19 protein-coding genes are annotated in these 20,737 nt (G+C 43.7%); 10 read left to right on the top strand and 9 right to left on the bottom strand.

The features are described 5' to 3' along the window. Positions 1–114 precede the first annotated feature (114 nt). Positions 115–579 carry a DUF2850 domain-containing protein gene (locus MSG38_RS08690; RefSeq protein ID WP_017065063.1) on the bottom strand — a complete coding sequence of 155 codons (465 nt, stop codon included), beginning with the start codon at positions 577–579 and terminating at the stop codon, positions 115–117. A 307-nt stretch (positions 580–886) separates the two neighbouring features. Here MSG38_RS08690 and MSG38_RS08685 point away from each other — a divergent pair, with 307 nt between their 5' ends. Further along, positions 887–1,168, top strand: a complete 282-nt coding sequence (locus MSG38_RS08685) for a pyrimidine/purine nucleoside phosphorylase (RefSeq protein ID WP_017057600.1) — start codon at positions 887–889, stop codon at positions 1,166–1,168. Between the two features lie 196 nt (positions 1,169–1,364). Here MSG38_RS08685 and MSG38_RS08680 read toward each other — a convergent pair whose 3' ends face one another. Then, positions 1,365–2,237, bottom strand: coding sequence for a pirin family protein (locus MSG38_RS08680; RefSeq protein WP_052879409.1), 873 nt, complete (start codon positions 2,235–2,237; stop codon positions 1,365–1,367). 158 nt (positions 2,238–2,395) lie between these two features. Here MSG38_RS08680 and MSG38_RS08675 point away from each other — a divergent pair, with 158 nt between their 5' ends. Beyond that, a complete protein-coding gene (locus tag MSG38_RS08675) occupies positions 2,396–2,680 on the top strand; it encodes a hypothetical protein (protein ID WP_048610314.1) in 285 nt (94 codons plus the stop codon). Positions 2,681–2,705: 25 nt separating this feature from the next. Here the strand turns inward: MSG38_RS08675 and MSG38_RS08670 are convergent, their stop codons facing one another. Next, positions 2,706–3,896: a GGDEF domain-containing protein gene (locus tag MSG38_RS08670; protein WP_122082269.1), complete on the bottom strand. Its 1,191-nt coding sequence runs from the start codon at positions 3,894–3,896 to the stop codon at positions 2,706–2,708. A 315-nt stretch (positions 3,897–4,211) separates the two neighbouring features. Between MSG38_RS08670 and MSG38_RS08665 the strand changes: the two genes are divergently transcribed. Then, positions 4,212–4,550: a DUF1840 domain-containing protein gene (locus MSG38_RS08665; RefSeq protein WP_048610005.1), complete on the top strand. Its 339-nt coding sequence runs from the start codon at positions 4,212–4,214 to the stop codon at positions 4,548–4,550. Between the two features lie 178 nt (positions 4,551–4,728). Here MSG38_RS08665 and MSG38_RS08660 read toward each other — a convergent pair whose 3' ends face one another. Further along, positions 4,729–5,508: a hypothetical protein gene (locus MSG38_RS08660; protein ID WP_122082270.1), complete on the bottom strand. Its 780-nt coding sequence runs from the start codon at positions 5,506–5,508 to the stop codon at positions 4,729–4,731. A 370-nt stretch (positions 5,509–5,878) separates the two neighbouring features. Between MSG38_RS08660 and uhpT the strand changes: the two genes are divergently transcribed. From uhpT to manA, 5 genes are all read left to right on the top strand, one after another. Next, positions 5,879–7,273 carry a hexose-6-phosphate:phosphate antiporter gene (gene uhpT / locus MSG38_RS08655; protein WP_052879412.1) on the top strand — a complete coding sequence of 465 codons (1,395 nt, stop codon included), beginning with the start codon at positions 5,879–5,881 and terminating at the stop codon, positions 7,271–7,273. Positions 7,274–7,420: 147 nt separating this feature from the next. Further along, positions 7,421–8,029, top strand: coding sequence for a transcriptional regulator UhpA (gene uhpA, locus MSG38_RS08650; RefSeq protein ID WP_017061545.1), 609 nt, complete (start codon positions 7,421–7,423; stop codon positions 8,027–8,029). Next, positions 8,029–9,525, top strand: coding sequence for a signal transduction histidine-protein kinase/phosphatase UhpB (uhpB, locus tag MSG38_RS08645; protein WP_282450361.1), 1,497 nt, complete (start codon positions 8,029–8,031; stop codon positions 9,523–9,525). Before uhpA ends, uhpB begins: the two co-directional genes overlap by 1 nt. A gap of 8 nt (positions 9,526–9,533) precedes the next feature. After that, complete coding sequence (locus tag MSG38_RS08640; protein ID WP_248382987.1) at positions 9,534–10,874, top strand: MFS transporter; 1,341 nt, start codon at positions 9,534–9,536, stop codon at positions 10,872–10,874. A 297-nt stretch (positions 10,875–11,171) separates the two neighbouring features. After that, the gene (gene manA / locus MSG38_RS08635) at positions 11,172–12,377 is read left to right on the top strand and encodes a mannose-6-phosphate isomerase, class I (RefSeq protein ID WP_248401630.1); all 1,206 of its coding nucleotides are present in this window, start codon (positions 11,172–11,174) and stop codon (positions 12,375–12,377) included. A 115-nt stretch (positions 12,378–12,492) separates the two neighbouring features. Here the strand turns inward: manA and MSG38_RS08630 are convergent, their stop codons facing one another. The 3 genes from MSG38_RS08630 to MSG38_RS08620 form a co-directional block, all read right to left on the bottom strand. Further along, entirely contained in the window at positions 12,493–15,174 is a 2,682-nt protein-coding gene (locus tag MSG38_RS08630) for a hypothetical protein (protein ID WP_248401629.1), read from the bottom strand. A gap of 256 nt (positions 15,175–15,430) precedes the next feature. After that, the gene (locus tag MSG38_RS08625; RefSeq protein ID WP_248401729.1) at positions 15,431–15,949 is read right to left on the bottom strand and encodes a GNAT family N-acetyltransferase; all 519 of its coding nucleotides are present in this window, start codon (positions 15,947–15,949) and stop codon (positions 15,431–15,433) included. Positions 15,950–16,051: 102 nt separating this feature from the next. Next, entirely contained in the window at positions 16,052–17,224 is a 1,173-nt protein-coding gene (locus MSG38_RS08620) for a DUF5666 domain-containing protein (RefSeq protein ID WP_248401628.1), read from the bottom strand. An 84-nt stretch (positions 17,225–17,308) separates the two neighbouring features. Between MSG38_RS08620 and MSG38_RS08615 the strand changes: the two genes are divergently transcribed. Further along, complete coding sequence (locus MSG38_RS08615) at positions 17,309–17,977, top strand: response regulator transcription factor (RefSeq protein WP_248401627.1); 669 nt, start codon at positions 17,309–17,311, stop codon at positions 17,975–17,977. Then, positions 17,949–19,220 (top strand): HAMP domain-containing sensor histidine kinase, encoded by a 1,272-nt coding sequence (locus MSG38_RS08610; protein WP_248401626.1) that lies wholly within the window; start codon positions 17,949–17,951, stop codon positions 19,218–19,220. The genes MSG38_RS08615 and MSG38_RS08610 overlap by 29 nt, the downstream gene beginning before the upstream one ends. Positions 19,221–19,302: 82 nt before the next feature. Here MSG38_RS08610 and MSG38_RS08605 read toward each other — a convergent pair whose 3' ends face one another. Next, positions 19,303–19,560, bottom strand: coding sequence for a YdcH family protein (locus MSG38_RS08605; RefSeq protein WP_009846137.1), 258 nt, complete (start codon positions 19,558–19,560; stop codon positions 19,303–19,305). Between the two features lie 156 nt (positions 19,561–19,716). Next, positions 19,717–20,706, bottom strand: a complete 990-nt coding sequence (locus tag MSG38_RS08600; RefSeq protein ID WP_248401625.1) for a rhodanese-related sulfurtransferase — start codon at positions 20,704–20,706, stop codon at positions 19,717–19,719. Positions 20,707–20,737 lie beyond the last annotated feature (31 nt).

Below are 20,737 nucleotides of genomic sequence, written 5' to 3'. Positions count from 1 at the left end.
AAGAAAATACTGCGGATTGAAGCAGAATCACAAAGTGAAGTATGTTGAGCGAGCGTGTTCGATCGACGAGTAAACTTGAAGGCGAATGCAGTTTGGAGTAGGGAGAAGCGAGGTTTATCTTTTGAATTGCTCTGCTAGGGAAGCGCGTCGTTGTTGCATGACACTATGGGTATCACCAGTCGCAGTATCTTCGTAGCCTTCTTTAATAAATTGCTGAGATGGCACGCTTGGCTCTAATCGCTTCAAGCGAGGCGAATCGTAAGTACCACTGATGGTGTAAACGGTGGTTCCAGAGCCAGTGTTGATCGTGACGATCTTCCCGTCAAAATCGAATGAGGTAGTGATAAGACGATGATTCATCATCACACCGTTTTCTGAAAGTGTCAGGATGTCGGTGTTGTAAGGTGGCGCCGCAATCTCTATCCATGTGCCATAGACGTTGCTTGGGCTGACAGATTGCTGGTGGGCTTGGTAAGCAAAATAGCCGGCGGTGAGGGCAACCATAAAGCCAGCTAATAGGAAGCCGTAGAGTAACGAGTTGGCAAATAGATCTCTGCTTTTAGTCGGCTTTTTTGCCATTATCTCTTCATTTTTCGACTGATATTGTTTTAGATTCTATTAACTAAAACCTTAGTTTGCAAAAATTGTTCTAAGAGTTAGAAGCAGGATCGAATGTTCTAATAAATGTGGTTGCGTTAGTGATTTTTAGCCTTGCTCCTCATTATTTACGTTATCAATGAAAGCGAATTCCAGAAATGCTTAAGCTATGCGTATTTATTTCTTGTAGGAAAGTCTCGAATTGGTTAAAACAATTATCACCTAAATTTACGCATAGGCTTACTCGGTGAGCTCAATAATTGCAATTTGAAGATAACAAGGAAGTACAATGATTAAAGAAAACACATACTTTGAAGGTGGCGTTAAGTCGTTAGCGTTTAACCAGTCTGGTGCTGATGTGAGTGTTGGTGTAATGGCGGCTGGTGAGTACACTTTTGGTACTGCGGCTCCAGAAAAGATGACCGTTGTTAAAGGTGCTTTGATTGTAAAGCGTGTTGGCGATGATGACTGGACGACATACCAATCTGGTGAGTCTTTTGACGTTGCGGGTGATTCATCATTCGACCTACAGGTAAAAGAAGCGACGGCTTACCTGTGTGAGTACTTGTAATCAGGTCTAAATTTGTTCAATCAGGGCATCATTTGCCTCTGATTGAATAGAAAAAAACCACGCTCTAGGAGCGTGGTTAAATAAGTGATAGTAACCGGCAGTGGATAGTGTCACTTGTTTTTGTAGTCATCAAATGGATGACCAAATCATTGTTCGTTGCAAAATCTCTTCAATCTTCAAAGCTCAAGCCAAGACATCAGTAAGTCTCAAACACACCGTTGTTATAGTCTTGAATTGTCTGTTCAATTTCTTCCATCGAGTTCATGACAAACGGACCATAGTGCACAACAGGTTCATTAATCGGTTCACCAGAAAAAATCAGTACCCCTGAATCTTCCAAGCTACCCAAAGACAGCAAGTCAGCTTTGGTGAGCAGGGCAAGTTGACCTTGGTTGATCACTTTGTCGCCGATCTGAATACTACCCTTGTACACGTAAGTCATGGCATTGTGATTAACATTAGTCCCTAACGTGACTTTTTGCCCAGAATGAGAGCGCCAATCCGCAACGCTTAATGGCACACCTGTTTTCTGTAATGGACCCTGCGCTCGTAAAGCCTCTGAATCATCGTCAGTTTGGTTGTGCAGTTCAAACCCTCCGGCAATCACTCTTAACAAACCACTTTGTTCACTTTGATGCTCCGCGATGCTTTCACTTTGGAAATCGTGATACTGCGCTGGCTGCATTTTGTGTGTCGCAGGTTGGTTTATCCAAATCTGAAAACCATGCAGCGCACCTTCTTCCATCATTGGCATTTCGCTGTGAATGACACCACGGCCTGCGGCCATCCATTGAGCGCCACCGCTGCGTAGCTCTCCAACATTCCCCATATGGTCTTTGTGTTGGAAGTGACCTTGGAGCATATAAGTGAGCGTTTCTATCCCACGGTGAGGATGTGGAGGAAAGCCGCCAACATAGTCTTTGCTTTCATCCGACTTAAGTTCATCAATCATTAAAAATGGAGAGAAACGTGCGTTATTAAAACCTGCGAGTCGTTGGATTTTGACGCCATCACCATCTGAGGTGGCATGTGCTGCAATCACATGATCTACTGCTCTTACATTCGTCATTTTGAAACCCTCGTAAACTTGAATAGCTGTAGTTTATGTAATTTGATTTAAAAAGAAGATGGCACAACGTTGAGTGACTTATTCGAAAATCTTGAACAGGTAACAATATGAAATTATGTCTATACTTGAATAGAGAGTAGACCGCCAAGGAGGCCGCTATGGCAGTTCAGCAAAAACATGGCGAAAGGCATGGTCGGATGGGTTTTGATAACGACTTTACAACGGAGCAAAGTCAGCGTTTTACAGAGGTTGCAAACAGTGCGGTAAAACGCCGCGTGAAAAAACGCGAGATAGAAGCGCCGTTTATTCAGTCAGCTAAGCAAGCCGCTTTTAAAACCGTGGTGAGGCGACCTAAAGGGAATAACCCAAACCGAACACGTCAAGTCATATGGATTATTATGATCGGGTTAGTGAGCCTTTGGCTTATGTACTTTGCAGGTTAGCAGCGCCGCTCAGTTATAGGAATGGCTAGCGTTGACGCGCTTTTAATAGCGTAACATTGTTCCCTTCGATCTTCGCTTCAAAGCAATCTTCCAGTTCAGATGAATCCGGTGCTGAGCTAACAAGGCTCGTTGGTAGTTCTTCTATCAAAGTCGATACTGGGTTGTCGTGGTAATAAGCGTAGCGGTTTTTTCCTGAATGCTTGGCCACATACATCGCTTTATCAGCACATCTCGTCAGCTCATGTAATTCTTGTGCATCTTGCGGATACAAAGAAACCCCAACACTGAGCGTCAACTCCTTGATTCTCTCGTTTGTTTGGCAGCCGCTTTCGAACAGCCCGCAAATCCTATCTAGAATGCCGTCTAGATCTTTACGAGTTGGCACATCGTAGAGCATCAGAACAAACTCGTCTCCAGCAAAGCGCGCGATGGAATAATCGTATTCATGGCTTTTTCTGTCTCTGGTTCGAATGTTGTTGCTCAAGCGATTGGCAAAATGCTGTAAGACACTGTCTCCCACATCGTGCCCGTAGCTGTCGTTAATGCCTTTAAAGTCATCTATATCCAAAAAGACCAATGCCGTAAGTGACCGCTCACTATCCACGGTAGCTAGTTTTTCTGTCGCCCAGCGTTCAAAGCTCCAGCGGTTTGCCAAGCCTGTTAACTGATCTCTGTAAGCGAGATCTTCAATGCCTTCTTTATACAGGCGTTGAATATAACTGACGGCTTTGGTGTAGTAATAGGCGGATGTGTGGCACACCAAGCTCATGGTAAATAAGCTAAGGACAAATCTGTGTGTGCTGTTAAATGGCAAAGAAAAGTTGTTAGGCATTGCTGTGATCAAGGTGCTGATGAACAGGCAAAACGAAGTGCTGAAGATAATGCCAATTCTGAAATCATTAATGAAAATGACCGCGGCCAGAATTGGGTAGAGCCAAAGTATGCGATCTGGGATGGCGTGACTGTACAAGAATAGGATGACGCCCTGCACTAGAAGAACACCACTCAGAATCAATTCGGAATACTCAGGATTGATGACTTTTCTTACATATAAAGCGTTAGAGATGGCAATGATGGCGAAGCACAATTCGAACATTGACAGCGTGTAATGCTGGCCTTGGAAGTAAGCCCAAGTATAGAAAATAAATAACGCAGCGGCAGTCAGTGAAAAGGAGTGGACAATTTTTTGCTTGCGGGTGGATCGTATGTCCGCCATTTCTTCTAGGTGCCTGCCGACGAGCCTTTTCATGTGATCTGTGCCAAAGTTTTTGATAATGATGTTAATAGTAGATTAAATAACAAGCTATGCAGAGGTTTAGATGTCTATTTAGTGTGACTACTATCAAGGTTTCATATGAAAGACTGTTCAACCAATTCCAAATAGTGATGTATATCACCGACGGTACAGGTCATCTCTAGAAGATTAGATTTAAGCACCAAGTTTATAACCGTTGTTTGATGTTTATCTACTTGCTTTCCAGTGAGTTACTCCACATAGTTTGTAAACGACCAAAATTAAGAAAGGCTCATTATGTTAATTACCTTTAGTTGTAAAGCTCATGCTAGCGTCACGATGTTTGGTGAAGTTGGCCTTCAATTCATTAAGATGCTTGGGCATAGCGGCTCCATCCCAGGCGCTATGGATGCTTCAGAGGTTCCTCAAGCTCTGGATAATCTACGTGCTGCGATTGCAGCAGAGCAGAGCAAGCCCGTAGAGCAAGAAAATACTGATGACGACAATGAAGAAGAGGTGGTTGAAGCACCTGTTAATATTGGTAGCCGAGCGTTCCCACTGGTTGAACTATTAAAGGCCGCCATCAAGGATGAATGCGAAGTGATGTGGGAAGACGGTAGCGGTAAACGACTGTAGTACAATTCACTCGAAACGTAACAAGCCGATTGAATCTATTTTAATAAGAATGAATGTTGAACCAGTATCGACCATACCATGGAGTCTGATGGTGATGAACCGATACTGGTGTTTTATTTGATCTGCGATTTAGAAGTTAATAACTAATAATTAATAACGAACCGCTCATAACGAAAAGCTAGCTGGCTTTGTTAAATCGAATCGATTGTATTTTCTTTTCACTACCATCTAGGTAAGCGTAGCTTTCTAAGATCCAAAGCTGGCTATTGAGCATTCCCAATTCAATGCGAACATCAGCACTATTTACACCCTCATAGATGACATCTTGGATGTTAGTTGGATAAAAATTGTAACGATTATTTTGAGATTGAGGCTCGCCAGCAAAGTTGACATTCACCTGGGTAGCTTGGTTGGTGACATCCATTTGGTAGCCTTGAGCTTCATCGTAAGAGAACTGAGCCGTTAGGTTGACTCCTTGTGAATTAGCTACGCTCACCTCTGCTTGACTAATGCTGTTCAGTTTTCCTGTCGACTCTAAGTCCGAGATAGTATCCAGAGTGTTAACGTGATTGTGGATAGTGACATCCCATTCGCCAATGAAATTATTGAGCTCTTCCCAATTTTGTTGCTTCGTCTCTGTGGGTGCTGTTGCTGCTGCGGCGTTCACGTTGGTATGCGCAATGGCTTCGTTACGGCTATCGTGACGGATGTTGTCTCGATTACTTCTAATGTCGTTACCTGCACCTGCGACCCCGCCGGCTACTCCGCCGACAACGGCACTTTTCATTGCTAGCTCAGCATCACCAGTTAATGCACCTATCGTGAGCCCTAACAGTGCGCCACCGACTGCGCCCTGCTTGGTGCTCGCATTGGGATCATCTTCACCAGGTGTCACACACCCAGCCAGTAGTGGAAGGCTGATAGCAATCGCAAGTGATGATTTGACCATTGAATTCATAGTTGGAACCTAAAAATGTGTTTACAAAAAGGATCCAAACTTTATCAATGCAATGTCAGGCAACCATTATGAATAATGCTATGTTTGTTGCGAAGTGTTTCACTTGTTTCTGTTTGTTTACAAGGTTCGTCCGCCTTGAAATGAGAGACTTTTGTTATAGTAATATCAATCCATAACAGACCGTAAACAAAGTGATGCTGTTCACGCTTTCTTGACTCCCAATTCTGAACTAAGAATTTTTCCTAGTTATTCTAAGACCCTCTCTCATGCGGTCGATTTTTAGACTCCTTATTATTTCCCTGTCAAATAACAAACAATGCATGGTCGCAATTATGCCGTGCAGACCTCATAAATAATAAGAGAGTTCACAATGTTAAAGTTCCTAGATCAGGTTCGAAAACCGACGCTGGATCTTCCGGTCGAAACTAGAAGAAAAATGTGGTTTAAGCCATTCCTACAATCTTACCTAGTCGTGTTCATTGGTTATCTAACCATGTATTTGATCCGTAAGAACTTCAATGTCGCGCAAAATGACATGATTTCTACTTATGGGTTATCGATGACGGATCTAGGTCTTATCGGTCTGGGTTTCTCTATCACTTACGGTATCGGTAAAACTGTTGTTTCCTATTATGCCGATGGTAAAAACACTAAGCAGTTCCTACCATTCATGCTTGTCCTTTCTGGTATTGCCATGTTGGGCTTCAGCTTCAGTATGGGCGGCGGCAGCGCTAGCTTATTCTTGATGGTTGCCTTCTATGCGTTGAGTGGTTTCTTTCAAAGTACCGGCGGTCCTTCAAGCTACTCGACCATCACTAAATGGACGCCTCGTAACAAGCGTGGTTCTTATTTAGGCCTTTGGAATATGTCGCACAACGTGGGTGGCGCAGGTGCGGCTGGTGTTGCTCTGTTCGGTGCTAACTACCTATTTGATGGCAACGTGATCGGTATGTTCGTGTTCCCATCAATTATTGCGATTGTGGTTGGCTTTATTGGTATGCGCTTTGGTAATGACTCTCCAGAAGCCTATGGTCTAGGTACGGTTGAAGAGTTGTTTGATGAAGAAGTCAGCGAAGAAGATACGGCTGCTGAAGAAAATCAAATGACTAAGAAAGAGATCTTTGTTGAATACATCCTGAAGAACAAAGTGATCTGGTTGCTCTGCTTCGCGAATATCTTCTTATACATTGTTCGTATCGGTATCGATCAATGGTCTACCGTTTATGCGTATCAAGAGCTAGGTCTATCAAAAGAAACCGCGATTTCAGGCTTCACGCTGTTTGAGGTTGGTGCACTGGTCGGTACGTTAATGTGGGGTTATCTGTCAGACCTTGCGAACGGACGCCGTGCTTTGGTTGCTTGTGTGTCACTTGGCCTGATCATCGTTTCTCTAGAGTTCTACCAGCATGCAACCAGTGAGTTCATGTACCTAGCATCACTGTTTGTACTTGGTTTCCTTGTGTTTGGTCCTCAGTTGCTGATTGGTGTTGCTGCAGTAGGTTTCGTGCCTAAGAAAGCAATCAGTGTTGCGGATGGTGTGAAAGGCACATTTGCTTACTTAATTGGTGACAGCTTTGCCAAACTTGGCCTAGGTATGATTGCAGACGGCACGCCTATTTTTGGCTTAACGGGTTGGAAAGGCACGTTCGCAGCGCTTGATACGTCAGCTGCCATTTGTATCGTGTTACTGCTATTCGTTGCGGTTGCGGAAGAGAAGAAGATTCGCCACGCTAAGAAAATGCACTTAGCGTCTCAAAACGCGTAGCGAGTCTCACGTGCTTTATTGGTTTAAAGCACGTGAGATCATACCAATCGTTAGTTCGATTCAGTATCATCTCTATCAATAAACTTAATTTTAGATAGCTCCTGTTGGGGCTATTTTTCTTTCTTACTCTTAATTCTGGTTAATATCATGATTAATGTTGCGCTTGTTGATGACCACGTCATTGTTCGATCTGGCTTTGCTCAATTACTCAGTCTTGAAGCTGATATTACGGTCGTGGGTGAATTCAACTCTGCGGCAGAAGCGCGCCTAGGATTGCCAAGTTGTCACCCTGATGTCGTGATCTTGGATATCTCAATGCAGGACGAAAGTGGTCTGAGCTTATTGGAAGAGATTCCATCGGGCATTGCCAGCATCATGTTGAGCGTTCATGACTCTCCGGCGATGGTTGAGAAGTCATTAGAGTTAGGAGCCAAAGGTTATCTCAGCAAGCGCTGTAGCCCTGATGAGTTAATCCAAGCCGTACACACGAGCGCAAATGGTGGCTGTTATCTCACGCCTGATATCGCCATAAAGCTTGCGACACCCATGAAGAATAAAGCCTCTTTAAATCAGCTCACCCGCCGAGAAAGCGAAGTGTGTCAGTTATTGGCAACAGGGCTCGATGTGAAATCTATCGCCGTTGAGTTAGGGGTTAGTCATAAAACGGTGCATGTACATCGTGCCAATGCGATGGACAAACTCAATGTTAAGAACAACGTCGAGTTAGCGAAACTGTTTACACAAGACCAGTACTAATGCGTTCTTACCTAGCCACCTCCCTGTGTGGGGTTTTTATGGCTGGCTGTGCATGGTTCTGTTTATGGGTTATTGCCTTCTATTTCATTAATGACCCTGAGTTAGCCATTCTGCTTTTCCCGTTTTCACTTCGACTGGGAATGACGCTGCACACTCGCACTCACTATTGGCCTGCTATCTATATTGCCGAGTGGGGGCTTGCGATCGCTTTAGCTCTGCTGCTTGATGAACCTCAATGGCTGACGATACTCATCGCCAGTGGATTGAGTATTCCTGCCACGCTAATTGCTAAGCGTTATTATTCTGGTGACCAGAATCGTCACTTGTTAGTGATGACGAGCTTAATCATGGTCACAGCATTCATTAATGTTGCCGTTGTGGGTTCTCATGTTCCGGCTGTTTACATGGTGTGGTTGGTGAGTATTACTGGCGGACTGATGCTGGTGCCGATGTGTTATCTAGTCTGGAACTATCTATTCCAAAATAAGTGGGCGCCACTGAGCTCTTACTTAATCCATAATGTTGTAGAGTTCAAAATTCGTCACATCGCTTTATACAGTGTGTTGCTGGTGGCCAGTATTTTGATACAAACCAGTTTGCCTGATGAACTAAGGCGTTTCGCCCCGTTCTGTATGGCGATCCCTATTATCTTGCTCGCCGTTCGTTACGGATGGCAAGGCGCTCTGCTTGCAACAATGCTAAATAGTGTCGCGTTGATTGCAGCCCACAGCGGAACATCCAAACTCGAAATTACCGACTTACTCTTGTCTCTATCTGCTCAAACCATCACAGGTATACTGCTTGGTTTAGCGGTTCAAAAGCAGAAAGATCTCAACTCGAAATTGCGCAGTGAGCTTTCCAGAAATCAAAATCTTTCACGTCAGTTAGTTACCGCTGAAGAGTCGGTTCGTCGTGATATTGCGCGTGAACTGCATGATGAAATCGGCCAAAACATCACGGCAATTCGAACTCAAGCAAACATTATTAAGCGTGTTGATGCCGCTGAAATGAGTGTTCGTTGTGCGGGCACGATTGAGTCATTGTCTTTGAATGTTTATGACACCACCAAACGTCTACTTACAAAGCTAAGACCTAAGATGCTGGACGATCTGGACTTAAAAGATTCCGTGGAACAGCTTATTCGAGAGATGGAGTTTTCGGATCACGGCGTTGATATCCAATTAAATTGGCAAGGTGATTACTCGTGTTTGAGTGACACGCTCAAGGTCACGATCTTCAGGCTGTGCCAAGAATCTCTAAACAACGCCTCTAAATACGCCAAAGCGAGCGAGATTAAAATTGAACTGATTTTAGGCGACCAAGCTGACCTTCAGATTACAGATAATGGCGTTGGTTTTACAGCGCAAGACCTTCTCAAAGGAATGGGTGTTCGCGGTATGCAAGAGCGTGTTCAGGCGCTCGGCGGCAAGATGACAATCAACGCTAATGGCTCATCTTCGGGTACCAATATCAGCGTTACATTACCTAAAGTGTGAGAACGAATATGTTTGGATTTCTGCGCTCAACAACGTCCAAGAGTGATGCTCTAACAGATGATGAGATCAATCAGAGTTATCGTTACTGGCGCCTCCATATCATGATAGGTATGTATGTCGGCTATGCGGGTTTTTACTTCACTCGTAAAACCTTTAATTACGCCGCGCCTGCCATGATCACCGATCTTGGTTTGGATAAAGGCGATATCGGCTTAATTGGCACACTCTTTTATCTTTCTTATGGCTTATCGAAATTTATCTCAGGCACGATATCGGATCGGTCAAACCCTCGTTACTTCATGGGGCTTGGCCTAATCGCGACTGGTCTGATAAACATCGCGTTTGGCTTTTCGAGTTCGTTAGTGGCTTTTATCTCGCTATGGGTACTGAATGCATGGTTCCAAGGTTGGGGCTGGCCATCGTGTTCCAAGTTATTGACGACTTGGTATTCTCGCTCCGAAAGAGGCTTTCGCTGGGCAATCTGGAATACAGCGCACAACGTTGGTGGAGCGCTTATCCCTATTCTTGTGGGTTATCTAACGCTGCAGTTCAGTTGGCGATCTGGGTTTATCTGGCCAGGTGTTATTGGTGTTTTTATCGGTCTTATTGTCTGCTGGCGCTTACGTGACAAGCCCACCACCATGGGACTTCCGACGGTAGGAAAGTGGCGTAATGATCACCTGGAATTAGCGCAAGAGAGCCATGGGCAAGGGTTAAGCTATCGAGAGATCCTGAAAACCTATGTGTTCAGCAATAAGTACATTTGGTTGCTCGCCTTTAGCTATGTGTTGGTTTACATCGTAAGAACGGCAGTTAACGACTGGGGCAACTTATATCTCACCGAAGAACACGATTACAGTTTGATAAACGCTAACGCTGCCTTGTCTCTGTTTGAGATTGGCGGTTTCGTTGGTTCACTTGTTGCTGGGTGGGGATCGGATAGGCTGTTTGGTGGTAACCGAGGCCCGATGAACATCTTGTTTGCGATTGGTATTTTCCTCTCGGTATCCGCTTTATGGCTTATGCCTTTAACCAACTTTGTGTTTCAAGCGGCTGGGTTGTTTTGTGTTGGCTTTTTTGTTTTTGGCCCTCAAATGCTCATTGGTATGGCGGCGGCTGAATGTTCGCATAAAGACTCTGCCGGGGCGGCGACAGGCTTTGTTGGCTTGTTTGCTTATATGGGAGCAGCACTTTCTGGTTACCCATTGGCGCTCGTTCTAGAAACTTATGGCTGGAGTGGATTCTTCATTACCATCTCTACTTGTGCGGCCGTTATTGGCTTGCTGTTACTGCCTTTCCTACAAGCTCAATCGCCTCAGAAAAGTGCAGAGGCTCGCTCTGGTTTTTAAGGGCTCTTCACGATAATAAGATAGTCGCTGGTGTTTGGATTCAGATGCTTGTATCGCTGCTGTAACCAGTGCGATACAAGCCGCTATCTTATTTTCGGCGCTTTCTATACGTGATACTCAAATGTGACCCTTTTCACGCTTTTCATCGTTTTCACCTGTTTCTAAGAATTTTTCCTATTGCGTCTAAGACCTCATCTCATGTGGGTTCTAGCCGAGCTCTGTAGTCTTTCTAATTATTTACGTTATTAGAAATTAGCTCTCTGAATTGTGTTCAAAGGGCTTACTACGGAAAACGCCATGTCACTCAGCCACTTCTCAGAACACTCATTTTTCCCAATGGAAAACACCATCCAAAATTATGCATGGGGGAGCATTTCTTCGATACGTGAACTGTTTGGCTTTAAGAATGAGTCACAAGAGCCGCAAGCGGAAGTTTGGATGGGAGCGCATCCGAAGGGCTGCTCAATGGTCAAGCTGGACCAACATTTAGTGCCTCTATCTGAGCTCATTAACAAGAATAAACCGGCTTATTTATCTACTGATATTGCGCAGGAGTTCGGTGAACTGCCGTTCTTATTTAAGATCTTGGCAGCAGAAAAAGCGCTATCTGTTCAGGTTCACCCAAACAAGCAGCAAGCAGAGGTTGGTTTTGCAAGAGAAGAGCAAGCAAGAATCCCTCTAACAGCAGGGCATCGTAATTACAAAGACTCAAACCACAAGCCTGAATTGGTTTACGCTATCACTGAATATCAAGCAATGAATGGCTTTCGAGAATTCGATGAAATATTAGGGTTGTTCAGAAAGTTGGATTCGAGTGAGCTGGCTGGTTTGGTTGAAGAGTTTGGCAACCACCTTGATTCTCTAGGTTTAGAGGCGTTTTTCCGTGATTTATTAACGTTGAATGACCAACGTAAACACCGTGCATTAGAGCAACTTCTGACTTACGCAGCATCTCATCAAGACCAAGCTGAGTTTGCTTTGGTTACTGAGCTTAGTCAGCAGTACCCGAACGATATCGGTCTGTTTTGTGTTTTGCTGCTTAACTTGATCACACTGAAGCCAGGTGAAGCGATGTATTTGAATGCGAACACTCCGCATGCATACATCAAGGGAACTGGGCTCGAGATTATGGCCAATTCAGACAATGTGCTGCGAGCTGGCTTAACGCCAAAACACATTGATGTCGCTGAATTAGTGGCGTGTACAGAGTTTACGCCAATCCCGTTCGAACGCTTGTTGTTAGCGCCCTCAAAGTTAGGTCAGTGTGATCGTTATGATATCCCGGTCAGTGATTTCAATTTCAATATCTTTCATCGTCCTCAGCGAGAAGAAGTCATCACAAGCGGTGCTGAAATCTTAATGGCAATCGATGATGATTTATCGCTAATGAGTCAGAAAGGCGAGCACCTAACACTCACCAAAGGGCAATCGGTATTTATCCCTGCCTATATTGGCCACTACGAATTGAGCAGCAACGGCCGAGTGGCTAGGGCGTTTAATTAAGGGCGTGGTCTGCTGGAAATGCTATCAAGTTTGGTAAATTAATAGGTTGGCTTAAAGATCTAATAAGAAAAAGAACAAGCCAATAAGATACTGGCTTGTTCATATCATCTATCAATTATTTAATAGAAGGTAAGCTAGCTGCTTCCATGTTAATCGACATGCCCCAAGAAGATTCTTCACGGGTGGACTTAACTGAACCTCGGTTGGTCACCCAGGTGGTTTGAGTATCAATAGGTCCGTAGTCTGCGAACTGTGTCTCACTTGTTACTTTACATGCTGCAAAAGTACCTGCAGGTACAGTGATTTCCTCTTTACCTAGGTAGGTTTCTTGGTAGTTGAAAGTGGGCAGAAAGTAAGGTTGTCCGTTGATAATATCGTTTAGTGAGGTCTCTACAGAAACGGTTCTTAATCCAGGGTACTCAGTTACGAACTCTTCACCGCTGTCTTCGTCCCACCAATAATCAAACTGAGAGGCGAGTGGTGCGTTAGTTGACGTTCCAAAGTCTACCGTTTGATTGATAATTTTTTGGTTGTCAGTAATCGTCAGTGGTAATACTGCTTTAGCTGACCCCCAACCTAGTGAGTCATCAGAGTTAAAGCCTTCTTGACCTAGATAGTGATCTTCAGAGCTATATGAGAACTCATACCCGATTAAAATACCTTCCGAATTTTTAATATCGATACGCGTTTTTTCTAGGTTACCCTCTAGGTAAGAAATCCAACTTGGAAGTCCAGTTACTAACGTAACGTCATTCAGCCAAGAGAAAGTGTCACCCAAGTAGGTAAACTCATAAGTTAGGTTCTGTGTTACTGCCTCCGGCTCCCACATAGGTGTGCGTTGTACATCGTAAACCGTGACGTCATTAGCTGTCGCAATGAACTCAGCATCCGGTAGCGAGTCAAGACAAGCCTGTAGATTGAGAGGGTGTAAAGGTTGTGGTGTTAATGCGTTATCCAAAATGAATTGCTTAGTCGCTTCATCAAAAACATAAGCCTCACTGCCTGCATCTTCAACTTCCTTGTAGGTAATACGTACAAAGCCATCGACTACAGACAAGTAAGCGGAATTATCTTCTTTTTGGTAGTTAGACCATGTAGCTCGCGAGTGGATAGATTCAGGAATCGTAACTTGACGTAATACCTCGCCATTTACTGATATATCTTTCCACGAACCGAGTTCTGATAATTTGGAAAATGTAGAATCTAAATTCCACGCTCTTGAATAATAAACCACGGTGCCGTTAGAAAGCAGCTGTGCAAATATTTCTGCACTTTCCATGCCTGCCATTGGGATTAAGTCTGCATGATTGTTAGACGCTGTGTCATGACGGTCTGATTCATCGTCAGCAATGGTCGATGCCAAAGTGGCAAGCCATGTATCGCTGCCATTCTTAAAGGCGCTAATACCGTTGCACGAGTTATTGAGTGCCTCATAGCGGTCAGGGCTATACTCAGCACACCAATCCCCCTTGTAAAAGGTATAAATATTGTCGTAGATATCTTCTACAGACAATTTGTATGCCGTTGTGTTATCCGGGAATTTTAAACCTACAGGCATAATGTTAGACCAAACGTTCTCATCATCCGTTTGATCCATGATGGAACGAACATTGAGCCCACTGATATCTAATTGCTTAGCGCTAGCAACTTCATTAAAAATCGAGCTTCTAGATTCTAGAGTTAAGCTGCCGTCTTTGTTCGGCTTAATGCTGGTTAAGGTATCATCGCTCGCTTCCCAACCGTTTTGACCCAACACCATGCTATTTGTGTCAGGGGTATATTCAAACTCAATAAATTGCTCAGCAAAGTAATCATAAATATAACTGATTTCGGTGACTGAGTTGTCTGTATCCGCTTTTAATGTTCCATAAGCGACCACTAAGTCTGTACCTGTCTCATTCGCACCGCCAAACCAATTGATGCCATCCGTTTTAATGAGTTTCGCAAGGTCGGCTTGCTTAGAGCCTTTATTTGCCTCGTTTTCTTTAATTTTATCTTCAAGATTAGAGTCATCAATAGCGATGTGATCGCGATTAATGTTGCTAGCGATGTCGCTTGGGTTGAAGTTTTCTCCAGCGGCTTCAATATTTTTTACAACTTCGTCGAGGACTCGAGTGACTTCTTCATTAATCAATGCGGTGAGTGCTTCTACAGAAATACCGGCGCCCGCTGCCGTTTCTGATAACGCATCCGTGTTCTCTGCCATGACTGAAGCGGTAACTTGAGCTACGCGGTGTAGGCTTTCAAAAGCCGCTTTTTGTGAATCGGCTAAGTCATTATTGTTTTTGGCTTCGATATAATCTTGCGTTAAGTCGAGTGTTGTTCCCAACTTTTCTTGAATAGCTGTTTTGGCTTCTTCTAACGAAGAACCACTCTCGATTTCATTTTGAATGAGAGTCGTTAATGGACTAATAAATGCCGATTTTGGTGGGGCAGTTAGGCGATAGCTCTTGCTTAGAACGACACCTGGATTATCGGTATCGATGGTTTGTCCGGCAACCACTTCGATCAACAAAGTACCTTGTTCAAGTTGTTCTTGAGTTAGATTATCAATCGTAAACGAACCATCGTCACCCGTTACGGCACTTGGCTCATCCTTATCACAAACTTTATTGCTGTTTAGATCCAAACACGCATTGGCTCCTACCAAATAGCCATCAGCGGCCTTTGCTGTTAAAGACGCTGAAGTCGCTGTTGAACCGCCAGTATCAGTTGTGGAGCTATCCGAACTGTCGCTACCACATCCTGCTATCCCTAGGGCTATTGCCACTGCTAACAGTGAACGTTGACCATTCATGTTAGTTCTCCTATTAAGTTATTGATAAAAATTCACTACTCTGGAATCAATTGGGAGAATGTCATTGATAAATATGACTATTTATAAATTGAACACCATTGGAGAGGAATGTATCAAAACGGCGTGTAGTGGAAATAGCAGGAAAACTTATTCTAGAGACATATCTAATTGGCTGAGTTATATATGCGAGTGATATCTATGGTGAATGTTTAGTGTCTGTAATTTACATGATTATCAATTGGTTTTGTTATATATCTCACTGTATTTTATAAACTTTTAATTTCAACGAGGTAAAGTGAACATCACTATCATCAGCAACGTGATAGCCCAGTGATTGATAAAAGTTAATAGCACGAGCATTACTTTTAAAACTCGATAGAGTGACTTGGCTTCGTTGCTCTTCCATGGCTCTCTTATGTATGAGAGTCATGACTTTCTTGCCTAGCGAACGACCTTGGTATTGAGGGAAAATGATCAGCAGGTGAATATGGTATGCGTTGTCATAAGGCTTAAAGCAGGCGAGTCCTACTCTTTTATTTTCGCGATATACCCAATGAAACCAAGATGGATGGTATTCGTTTAAAAGTCGTTGGCGTTGGAAGTTGTCATCCCAGCCGAAAATGTCATCTACGTGTATGAAAAGACCTTGTTTAACACACGCAAATAGTTCATCGAATTCAGAATTTGAAACACGTTGGAACTGTATATTTTCTTCTGTTATTGCCACTTTACTCGCTTCCTTATCAAACGCCTTTGAATAAGCAAACAGTAACATAATTGAAGAGGTAGGCTGCACTTAAGGTGCGGGTTGTTTTGATGCAAAAAAGCCACGCGTAGAGCGTGGCTTCTGAACTCAATAACAAGGATGTTCTATGCGTTAGTCGTTGTCTTCTGCTTCGATTTCACTCGCGATGTACTGGTTGTTAACCTTGTAAGCTTCAGCCTCAATACGTTGACCATGTAAAGTATGGAAACTTAGACCATCTTCATAGCGAGTGTTTTGGTTAACGTATACGGTTTGACTGCCTGAGATTGTCTTAATAATAAAGTTTAATGCTTGCTCGTCGATACTCTGAACCACACCTTCAAAATCGATGTCGTTGTCATTCCAATCCTGTGAATCATCGTTGTGTTCAAATTCGATTTCGGTAGCAACATTTTCGCCGTTGGCTTGTTTCGTTGTTACTTCGACTTCTGTACCTATGGTCAAGTTTGACTTGTTGCCGTCTTCGTAACGAGTGTTGTCATTGACAAGAAAGCGACCTTTGTAGCTTAAATCAAATGCTGATTTGTCGTTAGCTACCCAAGTAATAATGCCTTCGATTTCAGTGTCATTATCGATTTCGTCAAAATCTTCGACTTCTACTTCATCTGCTTGCAATATCGAGCCAACCATTGAGCCTGTCACTTCAACCCAAAGACCGTTAGATAATCCGTTGCTGCTTTTATCGTTGTCGATGTGGGCAATTGAATAATCAACACTTAGATTTGCACCAAGTTTGAAAGTCGATTCATTTAAATCGCTTATTAGCCCTTCAACTTCAACGGATTCAGTTAAGTTAGAGTGCTCAAACTTAACAACAGAAAGTACTTTGTAACCTGCATTCGCTGTTGGTAAAGAAGAGACCATAACCCAATCGCCATTTTCAATTTCACCTGACAGATTTGTAAAGGTCAATGCGATGCCATTGACTTTAAATGTGCCATTATTATGGTTGGTGTTTGAAATAAGACCAACGATGGTCGGTTCAAGACCAACTTGAGCTCCGCTAGTGTGAGCTGAAGCGCTACGAGCATTAGATGAAATAGAGACCATCATGTTCTTTTCTAGGTCTGCAATTGCCACATCTTCGCCTGCATAGTTCGCACTGTCTACTTCATAGCTATAACCATTAACAACGATGGTGTTGCCTGAAACAGAGTCAATGGTTCCCTGAATTGCTGATGGAGCTTGCGTGTTGTTATCGTTGCTTCCATTGCTATTGCTGTCACTACCGCCACAGCCAGTTAGAATTAAACCGACAACTGAAATCAGCGCTAACTTTTTCATCTATATACTCTTTATTTGGTTTATTGAGGGTGTATCTTATAAACTCAAACGTGAAGCACTCGTGAAGAAAGGTGAAATAAATCGATGAAAGTTTTGATCGTTGATGACAGCCACAATGTTGCAGAAACCATTGCCGATTATCTAGAGTTGGAAGGGATGGTGATCGATTGTGCTTATCATGGTGAAGCGGCATTGAAGTTAGCGTCTGAGAATCATTATGACGTGATTATCATGGACATCATGATGCCTAAATTAGACGGCATCTCAGCTGTTAGAAAGTTAAGAGAAGAGGTGCAGTGCCCTACGCCAATTTTATTTTTAACCGCTAAAGATAGGTTGGACGACAAAGTCGCTGCCTTTCAAGCGGGCGGAGATGATTACTTAGTTAAGCCTTTCGCCATGCAAGAGCTCAGTTTAAGGCTCAACGCATTGGCAAGCCGAGGGCCACGACAAGGTATTGGAAAGCAGGTTTTTGCCGATATTACTCTCAACTCGCAGACAGACGAGGTATGCCGAGAAGGTAGGCTTATTAAGTTGAGTCGTATTCAGCTTAAGATACTAAAAGTCCTTATGCGCCATGCGCCAGCAATTGTTTCAAGAACTGAAGTGATTGATTCCGTTTGGGGTGATGAATCGCCAAGCAGTGATGCACTACGAAGCCATATTTATGGCCTCCGCAACGCGCTCGATAAAGGGTTTGAACACTCACGATTAGAGACTATTCATGGACAAGGTTACCGACTCAAAGCATAACGCCTCAAGACACGGCGATTACCCGAGCATCTACCGAAAAATCCGTCGCAGCTTTGGTTTGATGACCTTGGTCATGTTCGGACTTTTCTGGACAGTTATTTATATCGCTGAAAACCAGATGGAAGTGATCAGCCTGCACCACTGGCTAGACACTGAAGCGAATCGTTATACGTCTGAATATCAGTTGCTTGGCGAAGAAGCGTTGTTGCCGAATAAAAATGAGTTTTCAACCTATTGGAGTGAAAGAGAACTGCCCAATTGGTTAGCTTGGTACAAAGAGCCCGGTTTCTATGAACATCTGTTGGGTACGGAAGATAAACATTTTTACGTATTCGAGCACCCGTCAGGCAAAGGGCTGATGTATATCTTGTTTCAAGATGACGCCGACGACTACCTCGACGAGTATGAATGGAGCCTCCACAACTACACCCTCATACTCGGTGGCTTAACCTCAATCTTCATGGTTTTGTATGGGATCTATGTTGTACGCTCGCTGTCGAGGCCACTCAATCAGATAGAAAAGAAAATAGGGCAAATGCACCCTGAGCAGCCAAGTTTTGAAGTCGAGACGTCTTACGCTGAAACACGACATATCGAGCAAACACTTTTAGATTCAAAGAATCACATTTCAGGATTTTTTCAGCGGGAAGAGGAGTTCAATCGATTTGCATCTCACGAGCTAAGAACCCCGATTATGGTGATTAAAGGTTCGGCTGATCTGCTAACTAAAGTACCCAATCAACCTCCTGTTGCGTTAAAAGCGATTAACCGCTTGCAAGAAGCGAGTGAACAGATGCGAGTGCTGACTGAAATGTTTTTGCTGCTTGGTAAAGAGAGTATCGATGAGCACCATTTCGGTCACTATGACCTGGAAGTCGAAGTTCAGAATCAGCTGTTTGAAATGGCGCCTTTGTTTGCCAAGCAGGATGCGAGTTATAACCTAGACGTAAAAGGGACTGTCACTGTGTATGCGCCAGAGAGCTTTATTACTATTGTATTGAATAACTTAATTAAAAATGCGTTTAGCTACAGTGTTGGCGATGTTGGAATTGTGGTGACAGGTTATCAATTAGTAATCACTAACCGTCATGATGGCAATGAGACTTACAATGCTGGCTATGGTTGTGGCCTAGTGATTGTGCAACGAATTTGTGAGCGAATGGGTTGGAGTTTTGAAACTCAAGATGATGGGCTTCAATTTAGTACTTACTTAGACTTTTCAGCGAATAATCAAGTTGGGTAGCAGGTAGTTTCGATTTCAAACAAAGAACTCTTTGAGAAGGAGAGTAGTGTGGCCAAGTCAGCCACACTAGCATAATGAGTTGTTATACGATCTTAAGCGCGTGATGGCGTGTGAGCTGTTTGTGTAGCGAGTCTTTGAGCTCCATGCGTTCTACTTTGAGGTTGTGCATGCTGTCGTCATCGATAGGGCTGCCAGAGATTTCTAGCTGACGGATGTCGTAGTCGAGTTGGTGGTACTTCTGCATATCTGCTTTGAATTTTTCGTCGTCGTGGTTGAGCTGAACAATGTCTAATTTAAGATCTGGGAAATCTAAGATAAAGGCATGGTTTTCATTGAGCATTGGCACTTCCTCACTTGTCTAATTAACTTCAGTATAGAGCCTATTTTTGAAGATAAATGTGTTCCTAAACACAAAGCGAGAGCAGGATCAAAAAAGGGCACTAACGTTCCAGTTTGGATGCGTTAATGCCCTTTGTTATTTTAGTAGGATCAAATACTACTGAGTTTTCTTGCCAGAGCGCTGCTGCTCTTTGTGTGCAAGCTTCTCTTTTTTGCGTTGCTCGATAAGGTGAGCAGCTTCGCCACCTACGTGGGTTTCGCCACGAGCATTCGACAGTTGAACTTGCTTTTCACGTTCGCGGAAACGGGCTTTCTGCTCGTCGCTGTGCTTATCAATACACTTAGGGCAGCTTACGCCTTTCTCGAAGTGTTTAGAGGCTTTGTCTTCGTCAGTGATTGGCAGGCGACACGCGTTACACACATCGTAACCGCTCTTTTCTAGCTGGTGGTTTACTGCAACTCGACCATCAAATACGTAGCAGTCGCCTTCCCACATACTCTCTTCTTCAGGTACCTCTTCTAGGTACTTAAGAATGCCGCCTTCAAGGTGATAAACCTCATCAAAGCCTTGTTCTTTCATGTAGGCTGTTGATTTTTCGCAACGAATACCGCCAGTACAGAACATCGCAACTTTCTTGTGCTTCTTAGGATCAAGGTTGTCTTCAACGTACTGAGGGAATTCACGGAAGGTTTCTGTGTTTGGGTTTACGGCATTTTTGAAGGTGCCGATGTCCACTTCGTAGTCGTTACGAGTATCAACCAGAATCACATCAGGATCAGAGATCAATGCGTTCCACTCGTTTGGTTTCACGTAAGTGCCGACAACATGGCGTGGGTCGATGCCCTCAACACCCATGGTTACGATCTCTTTCTTAAGCTTAACCTTGGTTCGGTTGAATGGTTGTTCTTCGTTGAACGACTCTTTGTAAACAACATCCGCCAAGCGAGAATCTTGTTTGAACCATTGAAGAAGGGCGTCGATCGATTCGCGTTTACCTGCAACGGTGCCGTTGATACCTTCACTCGCAAGTAACAAAGTACCGCGGATTTGGTTGGCTTCTAACACGTCGGTTAGTGGCTGGCGAATTTCTTGGTAATCATCAAGTGCTACGAATTTATACAGAGCACATACAACATATTGAGACATGGTTTTTCCTTTCTGCGAGCTGGAACGTAAA

Source organism: Vibrio sp. 1CM24A (genome assembly GCF_023161725.1).
Classification (GTDB): Bacteria; Pseudomonadota; Gammaproteobacteria; order Enterobacterales; family Vibrionaceae; genus Vibrio; species Vibrio coralliirubri.
Note: the sequence above shows the minus strand (reverse complement) of the source record. Positions and strands in the feature narration are given on the sequence as shown.